Origin of the sequence: Micrococcus porci (genome assembly GCF_020097155.1) — a bacterium.
Taxonomy (GTDB): Bacteria; Actinomycetota; Actinomycetes; order Actinomycetales; family Micrococcaceae; genus Micrococcus; species Micrococcus porci.
Genome location: NZ_CP083691.1, coordinates 2,112,236 through 2,123,942 on the forward strand (window position 1 = coordinate 2,112,236; position 11,707 = coordinate 2,123,942).

Consider the following 11,707-nt stretch of genomic DNA (forward strand, 5'->3'; position numbering starts at 1 on the left):
TCAGTGTCCTCGCACCGGCTGCCGGTCGGCCGGCAGCGCGTCCCACTGCGCCTGGATCTCCTTCTCCGCCGGGGTGGCCGTCAGGCCGGCCGGGGCGAAGCGCCGCGAGGGCACGTACGGGTCCTGGTGGTCCACGACCTCCGTGGAGCGGAACGCGCGCACCGTGGCCACGATCGACGAGGTGATCACGATCAGCGCGAGCGCCAGGAAGAGGACGGACAGCGTGCCCTGCACGAACGTGTTGCGGACCACGGCCTCCATGGCCGGCACCGTCGTGGCGGCACCGAAGCTCGTCTTCCCGGCGGCCAGCGCGTCCTGGAACGCACGGTGCTGCGCCCAGTAGCCCACGGCCGGCACCGGGGAGAAGATCTTGTGGAGCGACGCCACGGTGGTCACCACAGTGATGAACGCCAGCGGGAGCGCCACGATCCACAGGCCCTTGAAGGTGCGGCGCTTGGCCACGATCGCCATGACCACGGCCAGGGCGATCGAGGCCAGCAGCTGATTGGCGATGCCGAACAGCGGGAACAGCGTGTTGATGCCGCCCAGCGGATCCGTCACACCCATGACCAGGACCGCGCCCCAGGCCGCCACCATGACGGCGGTCGCCAGCCAGGCGCCCGGCGTCCAGTTGTGGTCCTTGAACTTCGGGAAGACGTTGCCCAGGGTGTCCTGGAGCATGAAGCGGGCCACGCGCGTGCCGGCGTCGACCGCGGTGAGGATGAAGAGCGCCTCGAACATGATGGCGAAGTGGTACCAGAAGCCCATGAGGGCGTCCCCGCCGATCAACTGCCCCATGATCTGGGCGAGGCCGACGGCCAGGGTGGGGGCGCCGCCGGTACGGGAGACCACGGTCTCCTCCCCCACCTGATTCGCCAGGGTGGTCAGCTGGTCCGGGGTGAGGTCCGCGTTCGCCAGGCCCAGCCCGTTGACCCACGCGACGGCGGAGTCCACGGCGCCTCCGGTCAGGGCGGTGGGCGCGTTCATGGCGAAGTACACGCCGCGGTCGATGGTCACGGCCGCCACGAGCGCCATGATGGCGACGAACGCCTCCATGAGCATGCCGCCGTAGCCGATGAAGCGCGTCTGACGCTCCTTCTCCACCATCTTCGGCGTGGTGCCGGAGGCGATCAGCGCGTGGAAGCCGGACAGGGCGCCGCACGCGATGGTGACGAACAGGAACGGGAACAGCGAACCCGCCCACACCGGGCCGGCCTGACCGCCGGCGAACTCCGAGAACGCCGGGGCCTGGACGCGCGGCTGGACGATGACGATGGCGATGGCCAGGCCGGCGATCACGCCGATCTTCATGAAGGTGGACAGGTAGTCGCGGGGGGCCAGGAGCAGCCACACGGGCAGCACGGCGGCCACGAAGCCGTAGACGATCACGGCCCACGCCAGGGTGACGCGGTCCAGGGTGAACAGGGCGGCGCCCCACGGCGTCTCGGCGATGAAGCCGCCGCCGATGATGGCGGCCAGCAGCAGCACGAAGCCGATGATCGAGACCTCGGTGATGGCGCCCGGGCGCAGGTAGCGCAGGTACAGGCCCATGAAGAGGGCGATCGGGATGGTCATGCCCACGGAGAACACGCCCCACGGGGAGTCGCCGAGGGCGTTGACCACGATCAAGGCGAGGATCGCGGTGATGATCACCATGATCAGCAGGGTCGCGATGATCGCGGCGGTGCCGCCGATCCGTCCGAGCTCGTCGCGGGCCATCTGGCCCAGGGAGCGGCCGCCGCGGCGCATGGAGAAGAAGAGCACCAGGTAGTCCTGGACGGCACCCGCGAGGATCACGCCGACGATGATCCAGATGGTGCCGGGCAGGTAGCCCATCTGCGCGGCGAGCACGGGGCCCACCAGGGGGCCGGCGCCGGCGATCGCGGCGAAGTGGTGGCCGAAGAGGACGCGCCGGTCCGTGGCCACGAAGTCGCGGCCGTCCGCGTTGTACTCGGCCGGGGTGGCGCGCGTGTCGTCCGGGCGGACGATCGCCCGCTCCACGTACTTGGAGTAGAAGCGGTAGCCGATGAGGAAGGTGCTCACTGCGGCGAACACGAACCAGATGGCGTTGATGGACTCGCCGCGGTGCAGGGCCAGCATGGTCCAAGCGACGGCGCCGAGCAGGGCGATCACGGCCCAGACCGCGACGCGCGCGGGCGTCCAGCGCTGCTCGTGGGGCGCCTCCACGGGCGGCAGGCCGTCCGGGCGCGCGTCGTGCGGCGCGCTCCCCCCGGTGGGGATGACTGAGCGGGTCGAGCTCACGGAGAACTCCTCTGTTCACGAAGCGAGGGAATGACCGGTCGAGTGTCTCATGCGTCACGCCCGGTGCGGCGTGGACCCCCACCCGGTGACAGCGCCGCCCCGGAGCCGAGGGGCTCCGGGGCGGCGTGGTGTCCCGCGCCGGCGACGACGTCGGCGGGCAGGTCCGGCGGGCTCAGACCAGCCGGTGCATCCAGCCGTAGCGGTCCTCCACCGTGCCGGTCTGGATGCCCTCGAGCTCGGCGCGGATCTTCATGGCCACCTCGGTGCCGCCGGTGGACTCGATCACGTCGTCGCCGTCCAGCAGCCGGCCGATCGGGGTGACCACGGCGGCGGTGCCACAGGCGAACACCTCCGTGATGGCACCGGTGCGCACGCCCTCGGCCCACTCGGCGAGGGTCACGCGGCGCTCCTCGACGCTCATCCCCATGTCCCGGCCGAGCTGGAGGATCGAGGAGCGGGTGACGCCCTCGAGGATGGTGCCGGTGAGCTCGGGGGTGACGAGCCGGCCGTCGGCGTGCACGAAGAACACGTTCATGCCGCCGAGCTCCTCGATCGCGTCGTCGTGGTACTGGTCGAGGAACACGACCTGGTCGGCGCCCTTGGCCGCGGCCTGCAGCTGGGGCAGCAGCGAGGCGGCGTAGTTGCCGCCGGTCTTGGCCGCGCCCATGCCGCCCTTGCCGGCGCGGGCGTAGTCGCGCGAGACCCAGATGGTCACCGGCGTGAGCTCGCCGCCGAAGTAGTTGCCGGCCGGGGAGGCGATCACCATGTACCGCACCTGCCGGGCCGGGCGGACGCCGAGGAACGCCTCCGAGGCGAACATGAAGGGGCGCAGGTAGAGGGACTGGCCCGGGCCGGTGGGCACCCAGGCCTGATCCGCCTCGAGCTGGGCCCGCAGCGAGCCGAGGAACAGCTCCTCGGGCAGCTCCGGCAGGGCCAGGCGGCGGGCGGAACGGTTCAGGCGGGCCGCGTTGGCCTCGGGGCGGAACGTCCACACCGAGCCGTCCTCGTGCCCGTAGGCCTTCAGGCCCTCGAAGATCTCCTGGCCGTAGTGCAGCACCGCGGCCGAGGGGTCCAGGGACAGCGGTCCGTAGGGCTCCACGCGGGCGTCATGCCACGCGCCGCCGTCCTCGTCCCAGGTCCAGTCGATCGAGACCATGTGGTCCGTGAAGACGTTGCCGAAACCGGGGTCCTGGAGGATCTCGACGCGCTGCTGATCGGACATCGGGGACAGATGCGGTTGCCGCGTGAACACGGTCTCGGACACGGTGGGATTCCTCCAGTCGGGAAGGGCGGGTGGGCGTGGGTTCATGGTAGACCCGCATGCGCGGGCGCGGGTGGCGGGGGTCTCAGGCTGCGGAGGACTCCCGGACGCGGCGGACGACGTCGACGCCCACCTCCGCGGTGGAGCCGCGCTGCGGGCCGCGCTCAGCCAGGTGGGCCCAGACCGCGCGGTCGATGCGATCCGCGGCGGCCCGCTCGCCGACGTGCTCCAGCAGGAGGCCGGCGGAGAGGATCGCGGCGACCGGGTCGGCGATCCCCTGTCCGGCGATGTCCGGGGCGGAGCCGTGCACGGGCTCGAACATCGAGGGGGCGGTGCGCTCCACGTTGATGTTCGCGGAGGCGGCCAGGCCGATGCCGCCGGTGACGGCGCCGGCGAGGTCGGTGAGGATGTCGCCGAACAGGTTGTCGGTGACGATCACGTCGAACCGGGCCGGGTCCGTGGTCATCACGATGGTGGCGGCGTCCACGTGCATGTAGTCGTGGGCGACCTCGGGGAACTCGGCGGCGACCTCCTCCACCGTCCGCCGCCACAGGTGCCCGGCGTGGACCAGCACGTTGTGCTTGTGCACCAGGGTGAGGCGCCTCCGCTCGGTGGCGGAGGCGCGGCGGAAGGCGTCGCGGACCACTCGGCGCACGCCGTGGGCGGTGTTCACGGAGACCTCGGTGGCGATCTCGTGCTCGGTGCCGGTGCGGATGGCGCCGCCGTTGCCGACGTACGGCCCCTCGGTGCCCTCGCGGACCACGGTGAAGGCGATCTCGCCGGGCTCCGCCAGGGGGCTCGTGGTCCCCGGGTACAGGCGGGACGGGCGAAGGTTCACGCCGTGGTCCAGCTCGAAGCGCAGGCGCAGCAGGATCCCGCGCTCGATCAGCCCGGAGGGGATGCGCTGGTCGCCGGGGGCCGCACCGACCGCGCCGAAGAGGATCGCCTCGTGCCCGCGCAGGGCCTCGAGGGTCTCGTCGGTCAGAGCCTCGCCTGTGGCGAGCCAGTGCTCGGCGCCCAGGGCGTACGGCGTCAGCCGCGGGGCAGGACGGCCCTCGGCCGCGAGCGCGGCCTCGAGCACGGCCACGGCCTGGTCCGTGACCTCGGGGCCGATGCCGTCGCCGCCGATGACGGCGATGTCCAGGGGTGCTGCGGAGGTGCGCGTGCTCTCGGTCATGGCCCGAGGCTACGCCGCGACCCGCCGCGGACCACATCCCGCGACGGGCTGTCTCACTCCTCGGACGGGAAGGCGCCGGGAGGGTGCCGGGGTGGCTCAGCCCTCGGCCGGGTCCTCGTGGCGGGGGAACACACCCTCGGGCCTGGGCAGGGCCGTGCCGGGCATCAGGTCCTCGCCGAACGCCGCGAAGGAGCGCGGGCCGGCGTTCGAGGCGGCGGTGGCGCCGGCGTCGCCCTCGGCGGGCACGCCCAGCAGGTCCAGCAGGCGGGACGACGAGGCCGGCATGACCGGCTGCACCAGCAGCGCGACGCGGCGCACGGCCTGCAGCGTCACGTACAGGACGGTGCGCATGCGCGGCTCGTCCGTCTTCTTCAGCACCCAGGGCGCCTGGTCCGCGAAGTACGCGTTGACCTCGCCGAGCACGCGCCAGGTCTCCTCCAGGGCCCCGTGGAAGTCCTGCACCGTGTAGGCGGCACGGGAGTGCTCCAGCAGGGCGTCCACCTGCGCCAGGACGGCGGTGTCCGCCTCGGTGAGCGAACCCGGCTCGGGGACGCCGCCACCGCAGTTCTTCGCCACCATGGACAGCGAGCGCTGGGCCAGGTTGCCCAGGTTGTTGGCCAGGTCCGCGTTCTTACGCCCGACGACGGCCTCGTGGCTGTAGGAGCCGTCCGCGCCGAACGGGAACTCGCGCAGCAGGAAGAAGCGCACGGCGTCGAGGCCGTAGCGGGCCACCCAGTCCCGCGGGGCCACCACGTTGCCCAGGGACTTGGACATCTTCTCGCCGTTGTTGTTCAGGAAGCCGTGGATCATCACACGCTTCGGCAGCTCGATCCCCGCGGACATGAGGAACGCGGGCCAGAACACGCAGTGGAACCGGGAGATGTCCTTGCCGATCACGTGGACGTCAGCGGGCCAGAACCGCCGGAACGACTCGGAGGACTCGTCCGGGAAGCCGACGCCGGTGAGGTAGTTCGTCAGCGCGTCCACCCACACGTACATCACGTGGTGGGCGTCCGAGGCGGCGCCGTCCGCCGGCGCGGGGACGTCGATGCCCCAATCGAAGCTGGTGCGGGAGATGGAGAGGTCCTCCAGGCCGCCCTCGACGAAGCGGATGACCTCGTTGAACCGCGAGCGCGGGGCGGCGAACTCCGGGTCGTCCCGGTACAGGGCCAGCAGCGGCTCCTGGTACTTCGAGAGCCGGAAGAACCAGGACTCCTCCTCCGTCCAGGTGACCTCGGTGCCGGTCTCGGCGGCGTACCGCTGGCCGTCCTCGCGGACCTCGGTCTCGTCCTCGTCGAAGAAGCGCTCGTCGCGCACGGAGTACCAGCCGGCGTAGCGGTCCAGGTAGACGTCCCCGTTGGCCTCCATGCGGCGCCAGATCTCCTGGGAGGCACGGTGGTGGTCCTCGTCCGTGGTGCGGATGAACCGGTCGTAGGAGACGCCGAGCACCTCGTCGTCCATGGCCTTGAAGGCGGCGGAGTTGCGGGTGGCCAGCTCCATCGGCGTGACGCCGAGCCGCTCCGCGGTCTGGGCCATCTTCTGGCCGTGCTCGTCCGTGCCCGTCAGGAAGAACACGTCGCGGCCATCGAGGCGCATGAAGCGCGCCAGCGCGTCCGCCCCCACCACCTCGTAGGCGTGGCCGATGTGCGGCTCGCCGTTCGGGTAGTGGATGGCCGTGGTCACGTAGTACGGGGCGCGGGTGTCAGTCACGGTACGCCAGTCTACCGGTGGGGACGACGACGGCCCCGGTCCCGCGCGGGCGGGTCCGGGGCCGTGGGAGCCGGGCTCGGGGCCCGGCCGGTCGGCTCAGTCGGCCAGGTTGACCTCGGCGGCGCGGTCGGCGTCGATGGCCGCGGCCAGGGTGGGCGCGGTGCCGGGGGCGAGGGCGGCGTCGAGGGTGAGCACGGCCAGGGCGGAGCCCTGCTCGTCGCGCGAGACGTCCATACCGGCGATGTTCACGCCCTGCTCGCCGAGGGACTGGCCCAGCACGCCCACCACGCCCGGGCGGTCGGCGTAGCGGAAGAGGAGCATGTGCTCGGCGAGGGCGACCTCCATCTCGTGGCGGCCGACGCCCACGAGCTTCTCCACCTGCTTGGGGCCCGTCAGCGTGCCGGTGACGCTCAGGCGCTCGCCCTCGTCCGTCACCGCGGCCACGGTCACGGTGTTGCGGTAGGAGCCCGCCTCGGCGGCGGTGGTCAGCTGGCCGCCGACGCCGCGCTGCTCCGCCAGCACGGGGGCGTTGACGTAGGAGACCTGGTCGGAGACGACGTCGGTGAACACGCCCTTGAGGGCGGCCAGGCGCAGGGCCTTCACGTCGTGGACGGCGATCTCACCGGCCACCTCGACGTCCACGGAGGCCAGGGAGCGCTCGCCGGCGAGGGCGCGCAGCACGCGGGCGAGCTTCTCGGCCAGCGGCAGGCCGGGGCGCACGTCCTCGTGGATGACGCCGCCGGCGACGTTCACGGCGTCGGGCACGAGCTCGCCGGCCAGGGCCAGGCGCACCGACTTGGCGACGGCGACGCCCGCCTTCTCCTGGGCCTCCGCGGTGGAGGCGCCGAGGTGGGGGGTGACCACGGCGGTGTCGTGGCGGAAGAACGCGAGGTCCGTGGCGGGCTCGGAGGAGAACACGTCCACGCCGGCGCCGGCGATGGCCCCGGACTCGAGGGCGCGGTCCAGGGCGTCCTCGTCGATCAATCCGCCGCGGGCCACGTTCACGATGAAGGCGGTGTCCTTCATGGTCGCGAACTGGGCGTCGGAGATCATGCCCACGGTCTCCGGGGTCTTGGGCATGTGGACGGTGATGAAGTCGGACTGGGCGAGCAGCTCGTCCAGGTCCAGGAGGGTGGCGCCGAGCTGCTGGGCGCGGGCCGCGCTGATGTACGGGTCGTAGGCCAGGATCTCCATGCCGAAGGCCTTCATCCGCTCGGCCACGAGGGCGCCGATGCGTCCCAGGCCGATCACGCCGAGCTTCTTCTCGAACAGCTCGACGCCGGCGTACTTGGAGCGCTTCCACTCCCCCGCCTTCAGGGCCCGGTTGGCCGGGGCGATGTTGCGTGCCACGGACAGGATGTGGCCGCAGGTCAGCTCCGCGGCGGAGACGATGTTGGAGGTCGGGGCGTTGACCACCATGACGCCGGCGGCCGTGGCCGCGGGGACCTCCACGTTGTCCAGGCCGACGCCCGCGCGGGCGATGACCTTGAGGTCCTTCGCCACGGCGATGGCCTCGGCGTCCATCGTCGTGGCCGAGCGGATCAGGACGGCGTCCACGCCCGGGAGGTCGGCCAGCAGGCGGGCGCGGTCGGCGCCGTCGGTGTGGCGGATCTCGAAGTCGGGGCCCAGGGCCTCGACGGTGGCGGGGGAGAGTTCTTCGGCGATCAGGACGACGGGCTTCGCGGCGCTCACGACGGACTCCTTCGGGGGGCGGGGGCGGACCTTCCGGTGGCTCGACCCTAGCGGAATGACTATGTGCGCCCCGGAAGACGACGCCGCCGCGCCCCTGCATGACGCGGGGGCGCGGCGGCGTCGGACGTCACCGGGCGGGGGGCTCAGCGGGCGGCGGTGCCCTCGGTGTAGTCGTCGTCGGTGTCCTTCAGCCACGAGAACATCTGGCGCAGCTCGCGACCGGTCTTCTCGATCGGGTGGGACTCGCCCTTGGCGCGCAGCTCCGTGAACTCCGGGGCGCCGGCCTTCTGGTCGTCCATGAAGTGCTTCGCGAAGGCGCCGTTCTGGATGTCCGCGAGGACCTCCTTCATGTGGTCCTTCACCTCGGGGGTGATCACGCGCGGGCCGGAGACGTAGTCGCCGAACTCGGCGGTGTCCGAGATGGACCAGCGCTGCTTGGCGATGCCGCCCTCCACCATGAGGTCCACGATCAGCTTGAGCTCGTGCAGCACCTCGAAGTACGCGATCTCCGGCTGGTAGCCGGCTTCGGTGAGGACCTCGAAGCCGTACTGGATCAGCTGGGAGGCGCCGCCGCAGAGCACGGCCTGCTCGCCGAAGAGGTCCGACTCGGTCTCCTCGGTGAAGGTCGTCTTGATGACGCCGGCGCGGGTGCCGCCGATGGCCTTGGCGTAGGAGAGGGCGAGAGCCTCGGCCTGGCCGGAGGCGTCCTGCTCGACGGCGATCAGGGCGGGCACGCCGCGGCCGGCCTCGAACTCGCGGCGCACCACGTGGCCCGGCCCTTTCGGGGCGACCAGGGCCACGTCCACGCCCTCGGGGGCCTGGATGTAGCCGAAGCGCACGTTGAAGCCGTGCGCGAAGAACAGGGCGTCGCCCTCCTGCAGGTTCGGGGCGATGTGCTCGTCGTACACGTCGGCCTGCACCTGGTCCGGGGTGAGGATCATGATGAGGTCGGCCTCCGCGGCGGCGGTGGCCACGTCCACGACGCGCAGGCCCTCGGCCTCCGCCTTGGCGCGGGACTTCGAGCCCTCCGCCAGTCCGATGCGGACGTCCACGCCGGAGTCACGCAGCGAGAGCGAGTGGGCGTGGCCCTGGGAGCCGTAGCCGATCACGGCCACGGTGCGGCCCTGGATGATCGAGAGGTCGGCGTCGTCGTCGTAGAACTTCTGGGCGGTCATGCTGTTCTCCTTGCCTTGAAGGGGGGTCGGTCGGATCCGGGACAGACGCTCAGCGCGCCAGCGCCCGGTCGGTCATGGAGCGCGGGCCGCGGGCCAGCGCGAGGGTGCCGGAGCGGACGAGCTCGCGGATGCCGTGGGGCTCCATCATCTCGAGGAACGCCTCGAGCTTCTCCCGGGTGCCCGTGGCCTCGAAGGTGAGGGAGTCCGGCGCCACGTCCACCACGTGCGCGCGGAACAGGTCGGCGGCCTGGACCACCTGACCACGGGTGGACGCGTCGGCCCGCACCTTCACGAGCAGGTGGTCGCGCTGCACCGACGAGTCGCCGGCCAGCTCCACCACCTTGATCACGTTGATCAGCTTGTTCAGCTGCTTGGTGACCTGCTCGAGCAGGTGGGCGTCGGCGTCCACCACCACGGTCATCCGGGAGATCCCGGGGACCTGGGTGACGCCCACGGCCAGGGAGTGGATGTTGAAGGCGCGTCGGGCGAACAAGCCGGCCACCCGGGTCAGGGTGCCGGGCACGTCCTCGACGAGCACGGACAGGGTGTGTCGTTCCATCGGGCCTCTCCTCAGTCCTCGTGGTCCCAGTCCGGCGTCATGCCGCGGGCGATCTGGATGGCGTCGTTGCTGACGCCGGCGGGCACCATCGGCCACACCATGGCGTCGCGCGAGACCACGAAGTCGACGACGACGGGCCGGTCCTCGATCTCCAGGGCCTGGCGGATGACGTCGTCCAGGTCCTCCTCGCGCTCGCAGCGCAGGCCGGCGGCGCCGTAGGCGTCGGCCAGCTTGACGAAGTCCGGGATCCGGGCGGTGCCGTGGCCGGTGTTCAGGTCCGTGTTGGAGTACCGCTGGTCGTAGAACAGCGTCTGCCACTGACGGACCATGCCGAGCGAGGAGTTGTTGATCACGGCGACCTTGATCGGGATGCCGTTGATCACGCAGGTGGCCAGCTCCTGGTTGGTCATCTGGAAGCAGCCGTCGCCGTCGATGGCCCACACGGTGCGCTGCGGCTGGGCCACCTTGGCCCCCATGGCCGCGGGCACGGAGAAGCCCATGGTGCCCAGGCCCGCGGAGTTCAGCCACTGGCGGGGGCGCTCGTACTCCACGAACTGGCTGGCCCACATCTGGTGCTGGCCCACGCCGGCCACGTACACGGCCTCCGGGCCGGAGAGCGCGGAGATCCGGGAGATGACCTGCTGCGGCGCCATGAGGCCGTCGTCAGGGGCGGTGAAGCCCAGCGGATAGGTCTCCCGCAGGCGCTCCAGGGTGGCCCACCACGGAGCGAGGTCGGGCAGGTCCGCACCGGCGCCGAGCTCGGCGACGAGGTCCGGGATGATCTCCTTCACCGAGCCGACGATCGGCACGTCCGCCAGGCGGTTCTTGGAGATCTCGGCGGGGTCGACGTCCGCGTGGATCACCTTGGCGCCGGGTGCGAAGGAGGGCAGGTGGCCGGTGACGCGGTCGTCGAAGCGGGCGCCGAGGGTGATCAGCAGGTCGGCCTGCTGGAGCGCGGCCACGGCGGGCACCCCGCCGTGCATGCCGGGCATGCCCAGGTGCTGCGGGTGCGAGTCCGGGAAGACGCCGCGGGCCGTCAGCGTGGTGACCACGGGGGCGCCGGTGAGCGCGGCGAGCGCGCGCAGCTCCTCGTGCGCCTCGCCGCGCGCGACGCCGCCGCCCACATAGAGCACGGGACGCCGGGCCTCGCGGATCAGGCGCGCGGCCTCGCGGATCTGGCGGGGGTGCCCGCGCAGCACCGGGCGGTATCCGGGCAGGTCCAGCCTCGGCGGCCAGGAGAACTCGAACTCGGACTGCTGGGCGTCCTTGGTGACGTCCACGAGCACGGGCCCGGGCCGGCCGGTGGAGGCGATGTGGAAGGCCTCGGCGAGCGCGGCGGGAATGTCCTCGGCGCGGGTCACCAGGCGGGAATGCTTGGTGATGGGGATCGTGATGCCCACGATGTCCGCCTCCTGGAAGGCGTCCGAGCCGATGGCCGCGGAGCTCACCTGGCCGGTGATGAACACGACGGACTGGGAGTCCATGTGCGCGTCCGCGATGGCGGTGACCAGGTTGGTGGCGCCGGGGCCGGAGGTGGCGATGGCGACGCCCACGCGACCGCCCGCGAGGTGGTAGCCCTGCGCGGCGTGGCCGGCCCCCTGCTCGTGGCGCACCAGGATGTGACGGATCCGCGAGGAGTCCATCAGGGGGTCGTAGGTGGGGAGGATCGCGCCGCCCGGCAGGCCGAAGACGTCCTCGACGCCCAGCTCCTCGAGCGAGCGGATGATGCCCTGGGCGCCGTTCATGACGGTGGGCTCCACGACGGCGGCGGGCCCGGGCACGCGGGGCTCCACGGTCTCGGTGCGGGTGGGACCGCGCTGGTCCCGTCCGGCGGACGCCGCCGGTGCGGTGGCGCGGGGGGTCGTGCTCAT

8 protein-coding genes are annotated in these 11,707 nt (G+C 71.9%); all 8 read right to left on the reverse strand.

Annotated elements, in window-relative coordinates:
* Positions 1-2,262, reverse strand: coding sequence for a carbon starvation CstA family protein (locus tag KW076_RS09985; RefSeq protein WP_224355193.1), 2,262 nt, complete (start codon positions 2,260-2,262; stop codon positions 1-3).
* A 172-nt stretch (positions 2,263-2,434) separates the two neighbouring features.
* Positions 2,435-3,526, reverse strand: coding sequence for a branched-chain amino acid aminotransferase (locus KW076_RS09990; RefSeq protein WP_224355194.1), 1,092 nt, complete (start codon positions 3,524-3,526; stop codon positions 2,435-2,437).
* Positions 3,527-3,608: 82 nt separating this feature from the next.
* A complete protein-coding gene (locus KW076_RS09995) occupies positions 3,609-4,700 on the reverse strand; it encodes a 3-isopropylmalate dehydrogenase (protein ID WP_224355195.1) in 1,092 nt (363 codons plus the stop codon).
* Between the two features lie 96 nt (positions 4,701-4,796).
* Positions 4,797-6,410 carry a methionine--tRNA ligase gene (gene metG / locus KW076_RS10000; protein ID WP_224355196.1) on the reverse strand — a complete coding sequence of 538 codons (1,614 nt, stop codon included), beginning with the start codon at positions 6,408-6,410 and terminating at the stop codon, positions 4,797-4,799.
* 96 nt (positions 6,411-6,506) lie between these two features.
* Entirely contained in the window at positions 6,507-8,102 is a 1,596-nt protein-coding gene (serA, locus tag KW076_RS10005; protein ID WP_224355197.1) for a phosphoglycerate dehydrogenase, read from the reverse strand.
* A 143-nt stretch (positions 8,103-8,245) separates the two neighbouring features.
* Positions 8,246-9,277, reverse strand: a complete 1,032-nt coding sequence (gene ilvC / locus KW076_RS10010) for a ketol-acid reductoisomerase (protein WP_224355198.1) — start codon at positions 9,275-9,277, stop codon at positions 8,246-8,248.
* Positions 9,278-9,326: 49 nt separating this feature from the next.
* The gene (gene ilvN / locus KW076_RS10015; RefSeq protein WP_224355199.1) at positions 9,327-9,836 is read right to left on the reverse strand and encodes an acetolactate synthase small subunit; all 510 of its coding nucleotides are present in this window, start codon (positions 9,834-9,836) and stop codon (positions 9,327-9,329) included.
* A gap of 11 nt (positions 9,837-9,847) precedes the next feature.
* Positions 9,848-11,707: an acetolactate synthase large subunit gene (locus tag KW076_RS10020; RefSeq protein ID WP_224355200.1), complete on the reverse strand. Its 1,860-nt coding sequence runs from the start codon at positions 11,705-11,707 to the stop codon at positions 9,848-9,850.

Coding starts and splice junctions, on each gene's coding strand:
- KW076_RS10020 (WP_224355200.1), bottom strand. CDS start 11,707: ATGAGCACGACCCCCCGCGCCACCGCACCGGCGGCGTCCGCCGGACGG.
- ilvC (WP_224355198.1), bottom strand. CDS start 9,277: ATGACCGCCCAGAAGTTCTACGACGACGACGCCGACCTCTCGATCATC.
- ilvN (WP_224355199.1), bottom strand. CDS start 9,836: ATGGAACGACACACCCTGTCCGTGCTCGTCGAGGACGTGCCCGGCACC.
- KW076_RS09995 (WP_224355195.1), bottom strand. CDS start 4,700: ATGACCGAGAGCACGCGCACCTCCGCAGCACCCCTGGACATCGCCGTC.